Source organism: Enterococcus mundtii (assembly GCF_013394305.1).
Classification (GTDB): Bacteria; Bacillota; Bacilli; order Lactobacillales; family Enterococcaceae; genus Enterococcus_B; species Enterococcus_B pernyi.
On sequence record NZ_AP019810.1, the window covers coordinates 1,641,404 to 1,663,090 of the forward strand.

At 38.3% G+C, this 21,687-nt stretch carries 20 protein-coding genes and 1 riboswitch; of the genes, 14 read left to right on the plus strand and 6 right to left on the minus strand.

Going from position 1 to position 21,687, the window contains the following annotated elements; translation table 11 throughout:
• Nucleotides 1–53: 53 nt before the first annotated feature.
• From HZ311_RS07780 to HZ311_RS07790, 3 genes are read right to left on the minus strand one after another with little or no spacing between them, the layout of a single operon-like run.
• Complete coding sequence (locus tag HZ311_RS07780) at nt 54–218, minus strand: hypothetical protein (protein ID WP_023518887.1); 165 nt, start codon at nt 216–218, stop codon at nt 54–56.
• The gene (locus HZ311_RS07785; protein ID WP_080674300.1) at nt 211–666 is read right to left on the minus strand and encodes a thioredoxin family protein; all 456 of its coding nucleotides are present in this window, start codon (nt 664–666) and stop codon (nt 211–213) included. Before HZ311_RS07785 ends, HZ311_RS07780 begins: the two co-directional genes overlap by 8 nt.
• 4 nt (nt 667–670) lie before the next feature.
• Entirely contained in the window at nt 671–1,516 is an 846-nt protein-coding gene (locus HZ311_RS07790; RefSeq protein WP_023518889.1) for a hypothetical protein, read from the minus strand.
• 299 nt (nt 1,517–1,815) lie between these two features.
• Here HZ311_RS07790 and HZ311_RS07795 point away from each other — a divergent pair, with 299 nt between their 5' ends.
• Complete coding sequence (locus HZ311_RS07795; protein WP_178946569.1) at nt 1,816–2,715, plus strand: helix-turn-helix domain-containing protein; 900 nt, start codon at nt 1,816–1,818, stop codon at nt 2,713–2,715.
• 327 nt (nt 2,716–3,042) lie between these two features.
• Here the strand turns inward: HZ311_RS07795 and guaA are convergent, their stop codons facing one another.
• The 3 genes from guaA to HZ311_RS07810 all read right to left on the minus strand — a co-directional run bounded on the left by guaA (nt 3,043) and on the right by HZ311_RS07810 (nt 6,886).
• Nucleotides 3,043–4,608, minus strand: a complete 1,566-nt coding sequence (gene guaA / locus HZ311_RS07800) for a glutamine-hydrolyzing GMP synthase (protein ID WP_023518891.1) — start codon at nt 4,606–4,608, stop codon at nt 3,043–3,045.
• 58 nt (nt 4,609–4,666) lie between these two features.
• Complete coding sequence (gene coaA, locus HZ311_RS07805) at nt 4,667–5,590, minus strand: type I pantothenate kinase (protein WP_019723173.1); 924 nt, start codon at nt 5,588–5,590, stop codon at nt 4,667–4,669.
• A 369-nt stretch (nt 5,591–5,959) separates the two neighbouring features.
• Nucleotides 5,960–6,886, minus strand: coding sequence for a LysR family transcriptional regulator (locus HZ311_RS07810; RefSeq protein ID WP_137071895.1), 927 nt, complete (start codon nt 6,884–6,886; stop codon nt 5,960–5,962).
• A gap of 406 nt (nt 6,887–7,292) precedes the next feature.
• Nucleotides 7,293–7,460: riboswitch (M-box (ykoK) riboswitch) on the minus strand.
• A 330-nt stretch (nt 7,461–7,790) separates the two neighbouring features.
• On the opposite strand from HZ311_RS07810, the gene HZ311_RS07815 reads away from it, so the two are divergent.
• The 13 genes from HZ311_RS07815 (at nt 7,791) to HZ311_RS16055 (ending at nt 21,463) form a co-directional block, all read left to right on the plus strand.
• On the plus strand, nt 7,791–8,396 hold the full coding sequence (locus tag HZ311_RS07815) for a class I SAM-dependent methyltransferase (RefSeq protein ID WP_023518893.1): 606 nt from the start codon (nt 7,791–7,793) through the stop codon (nt 8,394–8,396).
• Nucleotides 8,397–8,899: 503 nt separating this feature from the next.
• Entirely contained in the window at nt 8,900–9,916 is a 1,017-nt protein-coding gene (locus tag HZ311_RS07820; protein ID WP_010734491.1) for a LacI family DNA-binding transcriptional regulator, read from the plus strand.
• Between the two features lie 141 nt (nt 9,917–10,057).
• Entirely contained in the window at nt 10,058–11,359 is a 1,302-nt protein-coding gene (locus HZ311_RS07825) for a pyrimidine-nucleoside phosphorylase (protein ID WP_023518894.1), read from the plus strand.
• 13 nt (nt 11,360–11,372) lie between these two features.
• Nucleotides 11,373–12,035: a deoxyribose-phosphate aldolase gene (gene deoC / locus HZ311_RS07830; RefSeq protein ID WP_023518895.1), complete on the plus strand. Its 663-nt coding sequence runs from the start codon at nt 11,373–11,375 to the stop codon at nt 12,033–12,035.
• Nucleotides 12,036–12,053: 18 nt separating this feature from the next.
• Nucleotides 12,054–12,452, plus strand: coding sequence for a cytidine deaminase (locus tag HZ311_RS07835; RefSeq protein WP_010734488.1), 399 nt, complete (start codon nt 12,054–12,056; stop codon nt 12,450–12,452).
• 63 nt (nt 12,453–12,515) lie between these two features.
• Nucleotides 12,516–13,601 carry a BMP family lipoprotein gene (locus HZ311_RS07840; RefSeq protein WP_010734487.1) on the plus strand — a complete coding sequence of 362 codons (1,086 nt, stop codon included), beginning with the start codon at nt 12,516–12,518 and terminating at the stop codon, nt 13,599–13,601.
• A gap of 248 nt (nt 13,602–13,849) precedes the next feature.
• Complete coding sequence (locus HZ311_RS07845) at nt 13,850–15,412, plus strand: ABC transporter ATP-binding protein (protein ID WP_019723072.1); 1,563 nt, start codon at nt 13,850–13,852, stop codon at nt 15,410–15,412.
• The gene (locus tag HZ311_RS07850; RefSeq protein ID WP_010734485.1) at nt 15,405–16,538 is read left to right on the plus strand and encodes an ABC transporter permease; all 1,134 of its coding nucleotides are present in this window, start codon (nt 15,405–15,407) and stop codon (nt 16,536–16,538) included. Before HZ311_RS07845 ends, HZ311_RS07850 begins: the two co-directional genes overlap by 8 nt.
• On the plus strand, nt 16,538–17,494 hold the full coding sequence (locus HZ311_RS07855) for an ABC transporter permease (RefSeq protein ID WP_010734484.1): 957 nt from the start codon (nt 16,538–16,540) through the stop codon (nt 17,492–17,494). Before HZ311_RS07850 ends, HZ311_RS07855 begins: the two co-directional genes overlap by 1 nt.
• Nucleotides 17,495–17,588: 94 nt before the next feature.
• A complete protein-coding gene (gene deoB, locus HZ311_RS07860; RefSeq protein ID WP_023518897.1) occupies nt 17,589–18,755 on the plus strand; it encodes a phosphopentomutase in 1,167 nt (388 codons plus the stop codon).
• Nucleotides 18,756–18,840: 85 nt separating this feature from the next.
• A complete protein-coding gene (locus HZ311_RS07865) occupies nt 18,841–19,656 on the plus strand; it encodes a purine-nucleoside phosphorylase (RefSeq protein ID WP_010734482.1) in 816 nt (271 codons plus the stop codon).
• 23 nt (nt 19,657–19,679) lie between these two features.
• Nucleotides 19,680–20,387 (plus strand): purine-nucleoside phosphorylase, encoded by a 708-nt coding sequence (gene deoD, locus HZ311_RS07870; protein WP_010734481.1) that lies wholly within the window; start codon nt 19,680–19,682, stop codon nt 20,385–20,387.
• Nucleotides 20,388–21,211: 824 nt separating this feature from the next.
• Nucleotides 21,212–21,463: a CPBP family glutamic-type intramembrane protease gene (locus HZ311_RS16055; RefSeq protein ID WP_080637952.1), complete on the plus strand. Its 252-nt coding sequence runs from the start codon at nt 21,212–21,214 to the stop codon at nt 21,461–21,463.
• The last annotated feature ends 224 nt before the right edge of the window (nt 21,464–21,687 follow it).

Genomic DNA, 21,687 nt, shown 5'->3' on the forward strand with positions numbered 1-21,687 from the left:
TTGTTTGGGGAGAGAGTGTAACTAATGAACGTATGACACACTCTGGGGCTATATCAATTCTTAAGCTTATTTAATTCGTCACGCATTTCATTTAATTTGTGAAGTACATCGTCAAAGTCTTTTCTATTCTGCAAAATTAAAGTTTGAATTTGGACAATACAAGAAATTAACATCAAGATAACAATTGAAATAACAACGAAAAAAACAATATTATCCACTTTCATGCTCCTTTCCATTATCTCCGAAATGAAGAAATTCCAATATTGACGCTTTCGTTTGTTTCCCGCTTTTTTTGTAAATAACTTCTCCGTCAGAAATTTTTATAAGAGTGGGCACTGCATCAATAGATAAGTTTTCAGCAATGTCATCTAATTTCTTTGAATCAATTTTCCTAGCTTCATCAGTATTATAATAGAATATTTTTTCAGAAGCATCATTAAGAACATCTCTGAGTACCGGTTCAAATTCGTGACAATCTGGACAAGTGGGGCGTCCGATGTAAACCATAATATCCTCGTGCATATTCAGCTTGTTCTGTAATTCTTCGGATGTAATTAGTGGCAATACATCTGATAAACTAGCAAAACTTCGATAAGAAAATACAGATATTAACGATATTACAATAATAAAAACACTTATAATGAAACTCTTTCTTCTTTTGCTCATATATTTAGAGTTTGAAACAACCGCCGATTGTTGTCAACGATACACCAGCAAATGCACAAAATCCACCGATACAAGCTGCACAAGCAGTGCCTAAAGTGGCAATACTTAAAGCGCTACAAGCTGCAAGAATAACTCCTGCTAAATAATAACTAACACCCAAAACAACAACAAGACAAGCGATTATCTGCACAGCTCCTCTTTTGTTGGAATTTTCTAGTACTTCATTTGTAACATTTTGAATGTCATTTTTGATTTGTTCGTTAGAAACGAATGTATCATCTAAAATTTCATGATTTACCAAGTTATTGTTTGAATAAGAATGAATTTCAAATGTATTTTTTTGTGACTTAGTAATCAAAGTTTCTTGAAGTGCTTTCAATTCTCCATTTGAAGAATAAGTTGCAGTAACATTACTAATGAAACTATAGTCTTCACTAGCAACAGGGAGAGTAATTACATAATATTCTTCATTTGTTATTTTATCTATCGTTTGTACAACAACTATTTTTGCTTTGTCTAGGTAGGTGTTATCGATGTGCAGCTGTACTTTATTGTTCGCTAAATCTTTTGAAAAATAGTTGGTTACATTTTCTTTTTCGATTTGGCTTACTTCAAAAGTATTTTGAGAGGTTTCTACCATTTTATCTACTAATGTATTCTGTTCATCAGTAAGTGAGGTTAAGTCAACTCCCATTTTTTTAATCTCTTGCATGATTGATTCTTTGGTTTTAGATAATTCATTAGTATTTTTGATTTCTGATGCTTTAGCAATACTTGTCATTGAAGGTACTATAAAAGAAGCTAACGTAATAACTGTCAGTAATAATGTTAGGAACTTGAATTTTTTCATATAAATATTCTCCTTACAAATTGAATTTACATAACCATTGGAGTTGCTCTTAATTTCCTGAAAATTATCGATATATTAATCCATCAGTCATCAGTTCAAATTCTTCTGTTTTACAAGGTAATTCATTGATTATTGAACATCAATGAACCACTCTCTGAATAGTTGCATTAAAAAATCAAACATATTTTCACCACCTTATTATTTTATTCTTCACATATGGTATTATAGTAGCAAAGAAAAAGGAATTTAAATTATGGTCAAAATTTTCACATCAAAAAAAATAAAATAACGGAGGATGTATGGAGGTTTATGAGCTATTGAGAAAACTTCGTGTAGAAAGAGGTCTTTCTCAAAAATATTTATCCGATAAAATAACAACCAGAGAAACTTATGTGAAATACGAAAATGGCAAAACAAATATTCCGTTTGTTATTTTAATTGGATTACTGGAAAAAAGGAATTTAAATTTAGATGAGTTTATTTTTTACCTAGACAAGGATAGTGTAAGAGAAAAGAATTGGAGCTTAAAGAAATTAGTAAAGAATATTAGGAAAGATGAACTAAATTTCCAACGTACATTGCGAGTACTTCGAGAGAAAGCTAGAGATACAAATGATATAGTAGATATTAGGAATTATTTAGTTGTTAAGACAGTGGAGTGGTACCAATTAGTAGATAGCGAAAGAAAATTAAGTAATTCTGATAAAAAATATTTATTGAAGCTAAAAAATTATTTGGAAGCTGTTGATGAATGGGGTAGATTTGAAATAGCAACCTTTAGTACACTTTTATTTGTATTTGAAACAACTTATATAAAAGGTCGGTTAGCAGATATTGAAAGGAAAATAGAAAAAAATAAAGATTTTGAGATTTTTCATTCAATATTACTTGGTATGTATAACAATGCTTTTTTATTAATGCTCGAACGCAAAGAATCAAATTTAGCTAAAAAATATTTAGAGAAGATAAGTGATGTTCGTCATAGTCTTTTATTTTTTGGAGATACAGGAGTTTACTATAATTTTTATAAATTACTTTTCAATCATTTAACAGAAGAATCTGGACGAGTTGCTGACTTGTTACAGTATTTTCAAGGGTTAAAAATGGTAGGTTCTCATAGCTTATCCAGACGTTTTAAAAGCGATTTAAGGAAGTTTGAACTTATTTACAATATTACACCAATATTTTTTGTGGATTAATCATTACAAGCGTGGGTGAAAACGGGAACAATTCTGGAACATGCACTGCACTATCATTTAGAAAAGTAGTGAAATTTTTTCTCACTAAATTTATTAGTACATTAACTACTCATTAGTCTTAAGTATTAATTGAGGATCACTGGGACTATAAAGACATTCAATTTACTTTAGGTACTTCTGGATAATCATATAAATACTGAATTATCAAAAAGAGTTTTGCCAAAGATGTAAGAAATGAAATAACGATTAACTGTGATAAAAGTGTGATAATGAAAAAACAAACAGCCGACAAACACTGATTTAAAAGAGTTTGTTGGCTGTTTGTTATTATTCCCACTCCACAGTTGCTGGTGGTTTAGAGGTAATATCGTACACGATACGGTTCACGTGTGCGACTTCATTGACGATACGTACAGAGATTTTTTGTAGCACATCCCATGGGATACGTGCAAAGTCAGCTGTCATACCATCGATCGATGTGACCGCACGGATACCGACTGTGTAGTCATACGTACGACCGTCGCCCATGACACCAACAGAACGGATACCAGGTAAAACAGTGAAGTATTGCCAGATGTCACGGTCAAGACCGGCAGCGGCGATTTCTTCGCGTAAGATCATATCTGATTCACGGACGATCTCCAATTTTTCTTCAGTGATTTCACCTAAGACACGGATACCAAGACCTGGTCCAGGGAATGGTTGGCGCCAAACGATTGAGTCAGGCATACCAAGCTGTGTCCCTAGTTCGCGGACTTCGTCTTTGAATAATGTGTTCAATGGTTCGATCAATTCAAATTGCATGTCCTCAGGCAAGCCACCTACGTTGTGGTGTGATTTGATCGTTTGGGCAGTTTCTGTTCCACTTTCGATTACGTCGGTGTAAAGTGTTCCTTGTGCTAAGAAAGACACACCTTCTTCGCCGGCAAGCTTTGTTGCTTCGTCGTCAAATAAGTATACGAATTCGTTACCGATGATTTTACGTTTTTCTTCAGGATCAGAGACACCTGCAAGTTTATTTAAGAAACGTTCTCTTGCATCTACTTTGATGATGTTCAAGCCGAATTTTCCGCCTAAGCTTTCCATGACTTGATCCGCTTCGCCTTTACGCAATAGACCATGGTCAACGAAAATCGATGTTAATTGATCACCGATCGCTTTTTGTAAAAGGACACCAACGACACTTGAATCCACTCCGCCAGATAAACCAAGTAAGACTTTTTTATCGCCAACTTGTTCACGGATTTTTTCGATCTGCATGTCGATGAAATTGTTCATTGTCCAATTGCCTTCACAGTGACAGATGTCAAAAGCAAAATGACGTAATAATTCGATCCCATATTCTGAATGACGGACTTCTGCGTGGAATTGGATACCGTAGAAGTTACGTTCTTTGTCTTGGATCGATGCAATTGGGCAATCGCTACTTGTAGCAACAGTTTCAAAACCTTCTGGTACTTTGGTTACTAGATCCCCATGGCTCATCCAAACGGTTTGTTGTTTCGGTGTTTGGCTGAATAGTGCCGCATCATCGGCTGTTACTTCAAGCAATGCTTTGCCGTATTCACGGTTTTTCGCAGGCTCAACAGAACCGCCAAGTTTGTACGTGATCAATTGCATACCATAACAAATACCCAACACTGGAATGCCTAAATTGAAGATTTCAGGATCAATGCCAAAAGCATTCTCATCATAGACACTGTTTGGTCCTCCAGAAAGGATGATCCCTTTCGGATTCATAGCTTTCACTTCTTTAGCTGTAATACGGTGGCTCAATAATTCAGAAAAAACACCTAAATCACGGATGCGTCGTGTAATCAATTGATTATATTGACTACCGTAATCTAGTACGATGATTTTTTCAACGTTTGTCATATCGGCAACGTTCGTCACATTTATTACCCCTATCCCTTTAAAATTTATCTCAAAATAGTTGAACTATTTTAAAATGCTAATATTTTCGCATGAAAATCGAATCGATAATATGATTTTCAGTTTTATGGAGAATTATATCGGCTCTTCCACGAGTAGGCAAGATATATTCGTTTAAATTCTTCAAATTCACATTTTTCCATACATCTCTTGCCATTTTAAATGCATCTTCACGATTACCAATGGCAAATTGGTAGTAATAGTTTTGTGGATGTTGAAAAGCTGTATCAAGTAACGCACCAAAGCGATCCAAATACCATTTTTCGATCAATTCAGAATCTGCATCAACGTAGACAGAGAAATCAAAAAAGTCACTGACGTAAATCTGTTGATTAGCTGGTAGTTGAAGCGTGTTGATTCCTTCGACGATCAAAATGTCCGGTTGTTGGATCAGTTCATATTCATCGGGAATAATATCATAGACATCGTGAGAGTAGACGGGAACTTTGGTTGTTTCTTGACCGGATTTCACTTGATTAAGAAAATCGATCAACCTTTCCATGTCATAGCTTTCCGGAAATCCTTTCCGGTCCATAATACCACGTTCTTTTAAGACTTTATTCGGATATAAAAAACCATCTGTGGTGATCAGCTGGACATTTCTTCGTTTGAATGTCCGAGACAAAATCATTTGCAATAAGCGCGCGGTGGTGCTTTTACCAACTGCGACACTTCCGGCAATCCCGATAATAAAAGGTGGGACTTGAGTATATTTATGAAGGAATAACCCTTTGCTCAGAGAGAGGGATTCAAACTCTTTCATATGCAGAAAAATCAAGTGCGCAAGTGGTACATAAATGTCGCGAACATCTTGCATGGAAATACGGTCATTCAAACTTTTTATACTATCTAGTTCATCTTGTGTCAATGGAGCTTGACCATTTCGGTAAAATTCGCGCCACTCTTCTCTTGCCACACGGTAATAATTCATTGGATCATTCATACATAGCCTCCTAGATTCTCCCATCAATGGACCTATTTTAACATAAATGCGTGTCAAACCCTACCACTTAGGCGAGAAACTAATTGGTTTTTTCTCATATCAGAGGATGGAAGAATAGGCGTTCTTTCTTTTTTGATAACTGAAAAGAGGCGAGGAGAATAGAGGATTGTGTAAGAAAAAAGTAACAGTTTAACTCAAAGTTAGCTGAAATGGCAGGAATAGAAGTAACATTTTGGGAAGTAAATAGACACCCACCAAAATTTGAAGAACAAATTCAGTGGATGCCGCCTTACTTTTCGAAGATTAATCTCTCTGGGATCTCTTATCGGTGTTCATTTACGACATTGAAATACTTGTTTTATTTTGATTTCAGTATTTATCGTTTTGGCAGTAATAGGTGCCAGTATCAGCAGAGTCCATCATTTGTGTAGTGTGACATGTTTGATTAAAAATCGCTTGGATTTCTTTTTCAACCTCTGGATAGAAGTAAAAATTTTCTGATTCACTGTTTTTATAAAGATAAAAATGAATGGTTGGAAATGTTGGTAGAGAGACAAAACAAACAGGTTCAATAGCTAAAAGTTCTTGCACAAAGGTATTGGCTAATAGCATTCCTTTTCCTTCTGTAATCATTTTCGCTGCCCCTAAACTATCTGGACAGACGACATATTTTGGTTCATTGATCAGCTGCTTGACTACTTTTTTCGTAATCACTTGATGTTCTACATGGTCGAGTAAAAAGATAAAAGGTAACTCTTCTAGTACTTCCGCGGATAATATCCCATCTGGTTTTACAAAATAGTTACTGATTGCTACTTTAAGTTCCAAAGTGGCTAACCTTGTTTGAATAAATTTAGGGTGATCTAAGGTAGCAGAAGTAATGGCAAAGTCGATTTCTTTCTGGCTTAGTTTATTTAGCAGATCCAATGAAGGAATATAACGGTAGTCGATCGTAAAGTTTTGATGCCGGATTGGATATTTGTTTGCTTCAAAGATAAACGAAGCATCGCTTGTACCGACACGCAAAGAAGGATAGTCTACTGATTCATTTAATGAGATATTCAGTTTCTTCGCTTCCGCCAAAATCAATTCTACGGAAGGAAGGATTGATTTTCCATGGGTACTCAATATGATCTTTTTCCCGTGACGTTCAAACAAATCTGTCCCGATTTCTTGTTCTAAACTTTTTAAAGAACTACTTAACGAAGAAATACTAACATGTAGCTCTTTTGAAGCTTGCGAGAGGCTGTTGAAACGGGCAATCATATAGAAATATTCTAATTTTTCGATCGACATACAGCTATGCCTCCTTTATCATTTTATTCTCCTTTTAAATGTCTCATGGGCCTCTTAAAAAAACAATAGTTATCGTGAAACACACATAGAGATTAAACAATCCTTAACATTCTGTGAAATAAATCACTATGAGATTGGATGTGAGTTGGTCATTAATAAGTTTTTTGCTGGGAGGACAGTCATTGATTTGTTGTAGTGGATGAAGCGAATCTCAACCAAGTAAGGAAATCGAAATAGTTGAAAATAGCAATAGGATACCAAGACAGCCATTTTTACGTCAAGCGTTGGTCATCGTTTTCTCGGTGGTACGATTTTTGCTGACAACCTAAAAAAACCTCCTCAATACATAAAGGTCGGCGTACTCAAATAAACATTGGAACGTGTAATTTGCAATTGTGGTGCGAAATTGTAATCACGTTAATTGAGCTTTGACTTTCTGAGACGTAAGAAACAAGTTCTAGTTATCTTGGAAAAGCCTTAATTCGACAATCCCTGCTTTACTCGTTACTGTCTCTCGACATTTCCGAGCGATAACCTATGTTCTTCAGAGTAACCTCACCTAATATGATTATTTTTTCATCCACATCATATCGGTCAGCGGAAGTAAGAGTCAATAATGCTCATTTGTTTAATTGGATGATTCTCTCACGATTTGTCATCATAAAGGCGATAATATCAAGGGTTATGCTCGTTCGATGTACCCTGTTCCTACTTTCACGAAACAGATTACGCAAATACCGAAAAAGGACAAATAGAGAAATGTTAAGGGATGTGATTTTTCCTTCTGTATTGCATTAATTCGCTTGATTTTGTAAAAGACAATCGAAGACATACAGTTTCGCTTGCACCTTCTCATGGAACACGTTAGACTATGAACAACTAACAGATAAGAAGGATGGAAACTATGACGAATCATTATTATTCCGAACACCCAGAGATTGCTCATGAGTTTGACGAATGGTCATTTGAGCTAAGAGGGAAAACTTTTCAGTTCGTGACGGACTCGGGTGTGTTTTCACGTGAAACAGTTGATTATGGCTCACGTGTATTGATCGATGCCTTTGAATGGGCACAGCTACCAGATGGCAAAATTTTGGATGTTGGCTGTGGTTATGGTCCAATCGGACTTTCTCTTGCCTATGCGAGTGAACGTTTCGTGGAGATGGTAGACATTAATGCTAGAGCGGTTGATTTAGCCCAAGGAAATGCGAAGCGAAATCGAATCAAAAATGTAGCGATTTACCAGTCAAACATTTATGAAGAGGTGACAGAAACAGATTACGCTGCAATTGTCAGCAATCCGCCGATTCGTGCAGGCAAAAAAGTCGTACATGAAATCTTGACAGGTGCGTATCCTCGTTTACGTACGGGCGGTACTTTAACGATCGTCATTCAGAAAAAACAAGGGGCACCTAGCGCACAAAAGAAAATGCAAGAAACATTTGGGAACGCAGAAATCGTGATCAAAGATAAAGGCTATTATATTATCCGAAGTGTGAAAGAAGACTGAAAGCAACTGAATAAAAGCAACGAAACAGTCGAAGAAATAAGCAGTATTTCTTTGACTTTTTTTGTTTGTACAAGAAGTTGCTCAATGGATGTGGAAGGAAAATGACAGGACAAATAAAGTGAAAAATAAGGAATGCAAGATAGAAAAATAACATATTATTTAATGCTTTTACATATCTAAAATAACAGTGAAAAAGCACGTCGAGCTTTTTTAAAAGTCTATAAAATCAGAGCAATTTACATACACTAGGGTGGGGCGGTCGATTTTTAGAGTATAGATGTTACTACATCAAATAAACGAATCGTCATCGGTGATGGGTAAATAAAGTAGGATGAGGGGAAATGAGAGTGAACCACGAAACATAAGACATTGTTATAAAATTTATCTAGTGAATCTCTATATGATACTCATTTACTTTTGACCAAGCCTTTTTTCCCTCTATCCATTTCGAAAACCATTTGGTACACTGTTAGGGAATTTACATATATAAAGGGGGAACAAAAGTGAAACTGACAATTCGAGATATTGCTGAGATGGCAGGTGTTTCAGTGACGACTGTGTCACAGATTTTAAATAATAAAGGCAGCCGTTTTAGTGAAAAGACACGAAAAAAAGTGTTGTCGATCGTAAATGAACATCATTACAAGCCAGATTATTTTGCTTCCAATGTGATCAATCGTCACTCAAAAACGATTGGCATGATCGTGCCAGATGTGACGGATTTCTTCTTTTCTAAAGTGATCGAAGGGGTTGAAAGTTATTTAAACCCCTTAGGATATGTCATCATTCTTTGTAACTCCAGACATAGTCAAGACAATGAACTGAAGTATTTAAGGGAGCTTTCTCATCGATCCGTAGATGGTTTATTGTTAGCGACGCCGAATGTGTTGCCTCAAGAGTATGCACTTGATAGTAGTTTTTATAACAACATGCCGATCATCCTGATCGATCGTGGGTTGAATCGTCGAGATAACGGTCGCTTGATCGTGAAAGAATATGAAGGCGCTTATCAAGCTGTCTCGTTATTGATCAAAAATGGTCATACTAAAATTGGTATGCTAAAAGAGACAACTGGCTATTATCAGTTAGAAGAGCGATTCAATGGTTATCGTCATGCACTAAAAGATCATGGACTGGCGTTCAACGGTAAGTTTGTAGAAGAAGGAGACCTGACTGTCCAAGGAGGGTACGAAGCAAGTAAGCGCTTGTTACGTCATAAAGATGTAACGGCGGTATTTTGTGGGAATGATGCCATGGCGATTGGTTGTTACCAAGCAATCGATGAAATGGGCAAGCGTATTCCAGAGGATATTTCGGTCATCGGCTTTGATGGATTAAAATTGTCTGAGTATATGATCCCTAAGTTGACAACGGTCAAGCAACCGAGTTTCGATATCGGTTTTTATGCAGCTCGCTTTTTGATTGACACGATTGAATTTCCACAAAGAAAAGTTCCGAACAAAGTCTTTGAAACAAAATTAATTATTCGTGAGAGCGTAAAAACATTGACAAAGGTCTAGTAGGGCGTTATATTGCTTATGTAAGTGTTTACAAAGTTGGTAAGATACATTGCAGGGAAATAGTAAACCGGTTTACTAAAGTGGTTTACCTTTTTCGAAATTCCTGTATAATACCGAATGAAGAACGAGGAGGATTACGGCATGCGGATGGTCGATTTGATCGAAAAAAAGAGAGATGGACACCAATTATCAAAGGAAGAGATTTCGTACATTGTCACGAACTACACAAATGATAACATTCCTGATTACCAAATCAGCGCATTATTGATGGCTATTTTCTATCAGGATATGACCGATGAAGAAATCACTGATCTAACGTTGGCAATCGCTCATTCTGGCGATGTGATCGATTTAAGTTCCTTAGATGGGATCAAAGTCGACAAGCATTCTACCGGAGGCGTGGGGGATACAACTACCCTGATTTTAGCACCTTTAGTAGCAAGTGTAGGTGCAACTGTGGCAAAAATGTCAGGGCGTGGTCTTGGCTACACAGGTGGCACATTAGATAAGTTAGAAGCTATTCCTGGATTTCGGATCGAACTATCAGATGAAGAATTCATCCGCACCGTGAACGAAAGTAAAGTAGCGGTGATCGGCCAATCGGGCAATCTCGCTCCAGCAGATAAAAAATTGTATGCCTTGCGTGATGTGACGGCAACGGTCAACTCGATCCCATTGATTGCTAGTTCGATCATGAGTAAGAAAATCGCTGCAGGAGCGGATGCGATCGTGCTAGATGTGACGACGGGTGACGGTGCCTTCATGAAAAATATCGATGACGCGAGACGCTTGGCGAAGACCATGACACGGATCGGCAAATTAGCCGGTCGCCAAACAGTAGCAGTGATCTCTGATATGTCTGAACCGTTGGGTGAAGCAATCGGCAACAGCTTAGAAGTCGTTGAAGCCATTGAAACACTTCAAGGGAACGGACCGGAAGATTTAGTTGAAATGTGCTATGCTTTAGGTAGTCAAATGGTCGTTTTAGCCAAAAAAGTGGCATCGATCGAAGAAGCGCGCGAAATGCTAAAAGAAGCCCTTGAATCAGGGAAAGCTTTAGCTAAATTCAAAGAAATGATCCAGAACCAAGGGGGCGACCCAACAGTTGTCGATGAACCTGCGCGGTTGTTAACTGCTCGTTATATTTATGAACTGCCAGCGAAGACAACAGGTGTCGTGACAAAAATCGTTGCGAACGAATTAGGGATCGCAGCAATGATGCTTGGTGCAGGACGTAAAACGAAAGAAGATTCGATTGATCATGCTGTTGGTTTACGATTGAATAAGAAAATCGGTGATAAAGTAGAAGCTGGCGAATCGCTATTGACGATCTATAGTAATGAAGAAGACATTTCGCCAGTGATCGACTTGTTATATAAAAATATTGAAATCGGTGATACGGCGGAGAAGCCTATCCTGATTCATGACATCATTACAGAGTAGAAGGAGAAGAGACATGGAATTAAATCGAATGATCGACCACACAATTCTAAAAGCAGATGCAACAAAAGCAGATGTGATGCGCATTATTGAGGAAGCAAAAAAACATCATTTCTATTCAGTATGTATCAATCCAACATGGGTTGCCTTGGCGAAAGAGGAATTACAAGGTGAGCCAGTCGCTGTTTGTACCGTTATTGGTTTCCCATTAGGAGCAAATACGGCCGAAACAAAGGCATTTGAAACAAAGAATGCGATCGAAAATGGCGCAGATGAAGTGGATATGGTCATCAATATCGGTGCCTTGAAATCTGAACAAGACGATGTCGTGAAAAAAGATATCGAAGCCGTAGTCGAAGCTGCTAAAGATCGCGCGTTAGTTAAAGTAATCATTGAAACAGCCTTGTTAGAACAAGCGGAAATCATCAAAGCTTGTGAATTAGCGAAAGCTGCAGGAGCTGATTTTGTGAAAACATCTACTGGTTTCTCAACAGGTGGCGCGAAAGTGGAAGATATCCGCTTGATGCGTGAAACGGTTGGTCCAGAAATGGGCGTCAAAGCTTCAGGAGGTATCCACAATGAAGCGGAAGCCCTGGCAATGATCGAAGCCGGTGCAACACGAATCGGTACAAGTGCTGGTGTATCAATCATGTCCGGTTCAACTGGCGAAGGCTATTAATATTCTAAGGAGAAAAAGATGTCAGAAATCAAACAAGAATGGATCGATATCGCTATCGACGCTTTGGATAAAGCGTATGTGCCTTATTCCAAATTTCCAGTAGGTGCTTGTTTAGTGACAGCATCTGGGAAAACCTATCAAGGATTGAATATCGAAAATGCGTCATTTGGCTTAACGAATTGCGCAGAACGTACTGCGTTTTTTAAAGCAGTATCTGAAAAAAAAATGGACTTTACACATCTAGTCGTTGCAGGTCATACACCTGAGCCGATTTCTCCATGTGGTGCTTGTCGCCAAGTAATGGCAGAATTTTGTGAGCCAGAGATGCCAGTCACGTTGGTTGGCGACAATGGTGTGACGAAAACGATGACCGTAAGAGAGTTATTACCTTACGCATTTTCAGAAAAAGATTTATAAATTATGTTCAATTCAGTCAGCTGACTGTTGAAAAAACAACTACTTTTAGGGGGCTTTACAGAAATGAAAAAAGCAAAATTATTTGGTTTAGGTGCTATCGCACTATCAGCAGGCTTACTTTTAAGCGCATGCGGTAACGGCGGTTCAGATTCTACTGATTCAACCGGTGGAAACAGTGCATCAGGAACAGCAACTGCAGCATTGATTACAGATACAGGTGGCGTCGACGACCGTTCATTCAACCAGTCAGCTTGGGAAGGGTTAGAAGATTGGGGTAAAGAGGAAGGCTTGTCACGTGGAAACGATGGCTTCCAATATTTCCAATCTGCCAATGAATCAGATTATATTCCAAATATCGATCAAGCGTTAAACGCTGGCTTCAAGACAATTTTTGGGATTGGTTTTAAATTGAAACCTGCAATCGAAGAACAAGCAACAAGTAACCCTGAAACAAACTTTGCAATCATTGATGATGTGATCGAAGGAAAAGACAACGTCGTTTCAGCAACATTCAAAGATAACGAAGCTTCTTATCTTGCTGGAGTTGCAGCAGCTTACACAACTGAAACAAATGTGGTTGGATTTATCGGTGGCGTTAAAGGGGAAGTAATCGACCGTTTTGAAGCTGGTTTCAATGCCGGAGTTAAAGCAGGCGCTGAAGCGTTGAATAAAGACATCGAAGTATTGAACCAATACGCAGGTGATTTCTCAGCTCCAGATAAAGGACGTTCAATCGCACAAGGTATGTACGCACAAAACGCTGACATCATTTTCCATGCTTCAGGTGGTACAGGTAACGGTGTCTTCCAAGAAGCAAAATCATTAAATGAATCAGGCGACAAAAAAGTTTGGGTAATCGGTGTTGACCGTGACCAATCTGACGAAGGAAACTACACATTGAATGGTGAAGACAAAAACTTCACATTGACATCAACACTTAAAGGTGTAGGAACAGTTGTAAAAGATTTAGCACAACAATCAGCAGAGGGTGACTTCCCTGGTGGCGAACACACTGTTTATGGTTTGAAAGAAGACGGTGTAGGTATCACTGAAGGCCAACTTTCTGATGAAGCGAAAAAAGCAGTAGATGAAGCAAAAGAAAAAATCATTTCAGGTGACATCGAAGTTCCTGAAACTCCTGAAAGCTAATAAATACCATTTCTATAGCCTTGTTGGACAATTGTTTAACAGGGCTATCGTTTAGTTATCTACTTAATGTTGTTTTTTTATGCAAGTTGCTAGGTATCCCGATTTGGATAAGGGAACAACTTGTAACAAGTAGCTTAGCTCCTTGGATTTTGGTTACTCGATGAGCGACGTTTTGTGAACGATCGTCATCGTCCCTTTTATTTTTTAAACAATGTCGTCTGGATATAAATTGTTAGGATGTGAAAAATGTGGATCAAGAAAATATTGTCATCGAAATGCGAAATATCACGAAACAATTCGGTACTTTCAAAGCAAATGACAACATCAACCTTCAAGTGAAAGCAGGAGAAATCCATGCCTTGCTTGGTGAAAATGGTGCAGGTAAATCAACGTTAATGAATGTTTTATCCGGTCTTTTAGAGCCAACATCAGGTGAGATTTTGATGCACGGCAAAGAAGTAAACATCACGAGCCCGACGAAAGCCAATCAATTAGGGATCGGAATGGTGCATCAACACTTTATGTTAGTCGATGCATTCACAGTAACAGAAAATATCGTACTAGGTAGTGAGCCAAGTACAGGCGGTATCTTGAACCGTAAGAAAGCCCGGGAAGAAATCAAACGATTATCTGAACAATATGGCTTAGCAGTGAATCCGGATGCGTACGTTCGTGATATTTCTGTCGGTATGGAACAACGTGTGGAGATTTTAAAAACACTCTATCGTGGTGCAGATGTCTTGATTTTTGATGAGCCAACAGCCGTACTGACGCCGCAAGAAATCGATGAATTGATCGTGATCATGAAAGAATTAGTCAAAGAAGGAAAGTCGATCATTTTGATCACACATAAATTAGATGAGATCAAAGCAGTTGCCGATCGTTGTACGGTCATTCGTCGTGGTCAAGGGATTGGAACGGTCAATGTGAAAGATGTTTCTTCGCAACAGTTAGCCGATATGATGGTCGGAAGAACCGTCTCATTCAAAACAATGAAAAAAGAAGCACGTCCACAAGAAGTGGTGCTTTCTGTTGAAAATCTTGTAGTTAAAGAAAACCGCGGATTAGAAGCAGTGAAAGATTTGAGTCTGGAAGTCCGAGCAGGGGAAGTCTTAGGTATTGCTGGAATCGATGGAAATGGACAATCGGAGTTGATTCAAGCGTTAACCGGTTTACGTAAAGTAGAAAGTGGAACGATTCGTTTGAAAGACGAAGAGATCACGAATAAAAAACCACGTAAAATCACCGAATCTGGGCTAGGACATGTGCCAGAAGATCGACATAAATATGGTTTGGTCCTTGATATGACTTTATCTGAAAATATTGCCATGCAAACCTACTATCAAAAACCGTATAGTAAAAATGGTCTGTTGAACTATGGTGTGATGAATGAACATGCTAGAGATTTAATCGATGAGTATGATGTGCGGACAACGAACGAATTAGTACCAGCGAAAGCTTTATCTGGTGGGAACCAACAAAAAGCCATCATTGCTCGCGAGATCGATCGTGACCCTGATCTACTGATTGTTGCGAATCCAACACGTGGATTAGATGTTGGTGCAATCGAGTTTATCCATAAACGTTTGATTGAGCAACGTGATAAGTTCAAAGCAGTTTTATTGATTAGTTTTGAATTAGAAGAAATTTTAAATGTGTCCGATCGTATTGCGGTAATCCATCAAGGAAAAATCGTGGGGATCGTTGATCCAAAAGAAACATCTGAAAACGAGCTAGGTCTATTGATGGCGGGGTATACTTTAGAAGAAGCACGTAGAGAGTTAGAAAAGGTTGGTGACACACATGAATGATCGTAGCGAAAGGTTCCGTAATCTGCTAGTGCCTATATTTTCGGTTATTTTAGGGTTGATTCTAGGTGCTATTTTGATGGTTGCCTTTGGTTACCATCCAATCCAAGGATATTCTTCCATGTTGAATGCTTCGTTAGGTTCACAACGAAGTATCGGTGAAACATTAAGACAAGCAACACCTTTGATTTTTACAGCCTTAGGTTTTTCTGTTGCAAATTCAGCCGGATTCTTTAATATCGGGCTTTCTGGACAAGCACTGTGTGGCTGGATCATAAGCATTTGGACCGCGTTAGCTTTTCCAGATCTACCAAAAATCATTCTCTTGCCAATGTGCGTGATTTTAGGTGCACTTGCTGGGGCAATGGCCGCAGCTATTCCAGGATTGTTACGTGCGTTCTTTGGAACAAGTGAAGTTATCGTAACGATCATGATGAATTATATTTTGCTCTATTTAAGTACGTATACACTTCATGAAATAATGCCTGAATCTTATCGTTCAAGTTTAGACTCTTCAAATATGATCAGTGAGAATGCATCTTTACGTATTCCTTGGCTGACCCAGATGTTTGGAGGCTCTCGTGTGAATGGCGGACTCTTCTTGGCACTGATTGCGTTAGTGGTTGTATGGATCGTCATGAAGAAAACAACCTTAGGCTTTGAGATCCGTTCTGTTGGATTGAATCCATATGCCTCTGAATATGCGGGAATGAGTAGTAAACGAACAATTGTCTTATCTATGGTTATCTCTGGTGGATTAGCCGGACTAGGTGGTGTGGTCGAAGGACTAGGAACATATCAAAACTTCTTCGTACAGACAACCTCATTATCCATCGGGTTTGATGGTATGGCCGTGTCATTATTAGGTTCTGGTTCTGCGATTGGGATTTTGTTATCTGCGCTATTATTCAGTGTCCTAAAAATCGGTGGATTAGGAATGCAGACTGGTGCTGGAGTACCATTTGAAATCGTCAATGTATCGATTGCCTTGATCATCTTCTTCGTGGGGATCAACTTCTTGATTCGTTTCCTTATGGCGAAATTCTTCCAAGGGAAAAAACAAGAGGAAATCGTCGCAACGATTGAAACGAAACCAAATCAACAAAATCAAGAAGGAGGAGAGCTGTAATGTCAACAGTAGAACTGATTTCCTTGATCCTTACATCAACACTTGTTTATTCAACACCGTTGATTTTAACCTCCTTAGGCGGAACGTTTTCTGAACGAAGCGGGATCGTCAACGTTGGGTTAGAAGGCATCATGGTGATGGGGGCGTTTAGTGCGGTCGTCTTCAACTTGACGATGAGTGACACATTAGGCTCAATGACTCCTTGGATTGCTATTTTAGTCGGTGGCGTAGTTGGTGTTCTCTTTTCCTTGATCCATGCAGTCGCAACAATCAGCTTGCGCGCAGACCATATCATCAGCGGAACGGTCATCAATTTGATGGCACCTGCTTTAGGTGTATTTTTGATCAAAGCATGGTATGGTAAAGGACAAACAGACAATATCTCACAAAACTTAGGTTACTTTTCATTTCCTGGATTATCTGAGATTCCAGTGATTGGTCAAATTTTCTTTAGAAATACATTTTTACCAGCGTATTGTGCGATTTTAATTGCTGTTATCGCATGGTTCGTCATCTTCAAAACTAAATTTGGTTTACGTTTACGTTCTGTTGGGGAAAATCCTCAAGCTGCAGATACACTAGGGATCAATGTATATGCGATGCGCTATTCAGGTGTCTTGATTTCTGGTCTTCTTGGAGGCATGGGTGGAGCTGTGTTCGCTCAATCGATCTCTGGGAACTTTTCAGCAGGAACGATTGTCGGTCAAGGGTTCATCTCAATGGCTGCAATGATTTTTGGTAAGTGGAATCCACTAGGTGCGATGGGTGCATCCTTATTCTTTGGTTTTGCACAAAGTTTGAGTATCATCGGCGCGCAATTACCAGTGATTTCTTCAATTCCACCAGTTTTACTACAAATTGCGCCTTATCTATTAACGATTATCGTTTTAGTGGCGTTCTTAGGTAAAGCATCTGGACCAAAAGCCAACGGTAAGAATTATATAAAATCCAAATAATCGTTTAGTGATTAAAAAGGGCGGGTTACGGGAAGTTTTTTTCGGCTCGCCCTTTTTACTTTATAAAGAAAATAAATAGAAAGAAGGAATACTCATGTTTAAACGCGTACATTTGATCGTCATGGATTCAGTCGGAATCGGAGAAGCACCTGATGCTGAAAAATTCGGAGATAAAGGTTCGGATACATTAGGTCACATTGCTAAAGAAGCTGGGTTGACGATACCGAATTTGGAGCAACTTGGATTAGGAACGATTCGTCCTTTAGAAGGGGTCGAAGCAGTGCAAGATCATCAAGGGTATGCGACCAAATTGGAAGAAGTTTCTGTCGGCAAAGATACAATGACAGGACATTGGGAAATCATGGGCTTGAATATCAAAACACCATTTCGTGTTTTTCCAAACGGCTTCCCGGATGAATTATTGAAGAAAATCGAAGAATTCTCTGGACGTAAAATTGTTTGTAACGAACCTTATAGCGGAACAGCAGTCATTGACGACTTTGGTGAACATCAAATGAACACCGGCGACTTGATCGTTTATACGTCAGCTGATCCAGTGTTACAAATTGCTGCACATGAAGAAATTATTCCTTTAGAAGAACTTTATCGGATTTGCGAATATGTTCGTGAAATTACAAAAGATGATCCTTATATGATCGGTCGGATCATTGCCCGTCCATATCTTGGTGAGCCAGGTAACTTTACGCGAACAAGCAACCGTCACGATTACGCATTAGATCCATTTGGACATACGGTTTTAGACTCATTGAAAGAAGCCGGCAAAGATGTTATTGCAGTCGGTAAGATCAATGATATTTTCAATGGCCAAGGCATCACCGATTCTGTTCGTACAAAGAGCAATATGGACGGTGTAGATCAATTATTGAATGTGATGAAACAAGACTTCACTGGGTTGAGTTTTACAAACTTAGTCGATTTTGATGCGTTATACGGTCATCGTCGCGATGTGGTTGGTTATGCGCGTGCTATCGAAGATTTTGATTTGCGTATTCCAGAATTATTAGATGCAATGGCTGACGATGATCTATTATTAATCACCGCTGACCATGGGAATGATCCAACTTTCACTGGTACTGACCATACTCGCGAATACGTGCCATTACTTGCTTATAGTAAACAAATGAGTGGGCAAGGTAGTTTACCACAAGGTTATTATGCGGATATCTCTGCAACGATTGCCGAAAACTTTAACGTAGCAGCAACTGAAAATGGCGAAAGTTTTTTAAAACTATTGAAATAACGACGTGCATCATCCATCAATGAATCATCATTGGCTTTATTATGTAAGATAGAATAATCAAAATTTTATATATAGGAGAAAAACAATGAAATTAAATGAGATGTTACAAGAGACGACTGCGTTTATCAAAAGCAAAGGTGTCGGAACGATCGATTTTGGCATGATCTTAGGTTCAGGTTTAGGTGAATTAGCAGAGGAGATCGAAGAAGCAATCGTGATTCCTTATGATAAGATTCCGTTCTTTCCAACTTCGACAGTCGTTGGACATGCAGGTCAACTTGTTTACGGAACACTTTCAGGCAAAAAAGTATTGGCGATGCAAGGACGTTTCCATTTTTATGAAGGTCATTCGATGCAAACAGTCACTTATCCTGTGCGAGTGATGGCTGCGCTAGGCGCGCATTCAGTTGTTGTGACCAATGCGTGTGGTGGCGTGAATGAATCATTTGCACCAGGTGATTTGATGCTGATCACGGATCATATCAACTTTACAGGTCAAAATCCATTGATTGGGCCTAATGACGAAGAAATGGGGCCTCGTTTCCCTGATATGAGTGAAGCTTATACAAAAGCGTATCGCGAAATGGCAAAAGCAGCAGCGACATCATTGGACGTAGAATTAAAAGAAGGCGTGTATATGGGCTATTCCGGTCCAACGTACGAAACACCAGCTGAGATTCGCATGTCTCGCGTGATGGGTGCAGATGCAGTGGGCATGTCGACTGTACCAGAAGTCATTGTTGCAGCTCATAGCGGATTGAAGGTCTTAGGGATTTCTTGTATCACTAACTTGGCTGCTGGTATGCAAGCAAACTTGAATCACGAAGAAGTCGTTGAAACAACTGAGAGAGTCAAACAAACATTTAAATCATTGATCAAAGAAACACTTTCTTTACTATAAAAAATTGATTGAGAGGTCCGGAAATGAGTGTTCATATTGAAGCAAAACCAGGAGAAATCGCAGACAAGATTTTACTTCCTGGCGATCCACTAAGAGCGAAGTATATTGCAGAAACTTTTTTAGAGAATCCCGTTTGCTATAACCAAGTACGCGGTATGCTTGGTTATACTGGAACGTATAAAGGGGAAAGAGTCTCTGTTCAAGGAACAGGAATGGGTATGCCCTCAGCGATGATCTATGCGCATGAGTTGGTCAATTCCTATGACGTAAAAAAATTGATTCGTGTTGGCACATGTGGTGCCTTGTCAAAAGACGTACACGTTCGTGACTTGGTCTTAGCACAAGGAGCCGCGACAAGTTCTTCTATGATCGAAAAGAATTTCAACGCGTTCCATTTTCCACCAATCTGTGATTTTGACTTGTTGTTGAAAGCATACGAAGTAGCGAAAGAAAAAGGTTTTACTACACACGTTGGCAATGTACTATCAGAAGATTCTTTCTACAAAGACGATTTGACAGAGACATTCAAGTTAGCAGAACTTGGTGTGATGGGCGTGGAAATGGAAGCTGCTGCGTTGTATTATCTAGGTGCAAAATACCAAGTGCAAACATTAGCGATCATGACGGTCAGTGACCATCTGATCACCGGTGAAGAAACAACTGCCAGCGAACGTCAGACAACATTCAATGACATGATTGAAGTAGGATTGGAAACGGCGATTCAAGGGTAGTAATTGTAATGAAAGAATTTGATTAAACGTAAAAGTCATAATAGGGAACTATTTTGGCTTTTACGCTTTTTGCGTAAGTGTTACTGTAGGTTACTAGTAGATAAAAAATACAAATGTTATCTGTACAAGATTTTACTAATAGGTTTCTTTCTCTGCACCTTGCTATACAAAAAAAGGAAGGGGTATAATGAAAATAAGTAATACTTAATGTTTTTAGATAATTGAGAAAAGTAGGATGAAAATAACAAACAGTACTTTTACATAGTAAGTTGATAAATTGGAGGGGAGATATAAGAAGATATTGTTTGTTTAATAAATATAAGCATTATATGTTAGGAATGCGATAAGAAAGAGAATGACAGTGTTTTAACTATCTATGCGATTACTGCTTGCTTTTTCAGGAGACGGTGAGAAGGGGGACAAGATGACTCATCGTTCGATTAATTGGTGGTCAAGATGAAGGTAGATCACATTCGGTTAACTCTAAATAAAAGTATCATTCTAACTGTCTGGATAACCATTTTTTGTATAACAAACTTCGGAATAATAATAAGTAAGACCATTCTCATATTATTAGAAAATAACCAATTGATTCTAAATCTGATAATGATTTTATTTATTTACTTACTTTGCATGTCCGAATTAAATCGAGCATTACAAGGTCTGAATCTGTCAATGATGAAACAAGTAGGATTCACTTTGCTACTTTTGTTAGTGATGAATTTTATATATATGGTACTTGTATTTGGTAGTTTTGAAGTAGTCTCACAAAATTACGATAGTGTTGTTCTATTTTCTGTCATAGTGATTGCCCTAATAAGTGAATAGTTTACCGTTACCTATTTTTGAGTATAACTGATTCTAATTGGTTAAAAATAGTGTATGGGTTGGTTTCAACAGGATTGTTTTTCTATGGGCATAGCTTTACATATGGCGGAAATTTATTAGCAATGGTCCAAATTCTATTTTTGACTTTAGCTACAACATATCTATACGTGAAAACCAACAATATATTACCTGCTATTATGTTACATAGCTTATATAATCTATTTGTCCTCTCGCTATTTATGAGCTAATAAATAGCCCAGCTTAGAAAGAATAGCTAGGCTGGGCTATCAGTAAAATGTCTAATATTATGGATCTTTCGAGTTATTCAGAATGGATTACTGATTGATTCATAACCTAAAAAAGGAAATTTAAAGTATACAAAGACAAATCATAACAAACAAGGTATACAGAACTAATCCGATTCTACTTAATTTTGTCTCCTTACCTTTCTTGATCTTGTAATAGTAATAGC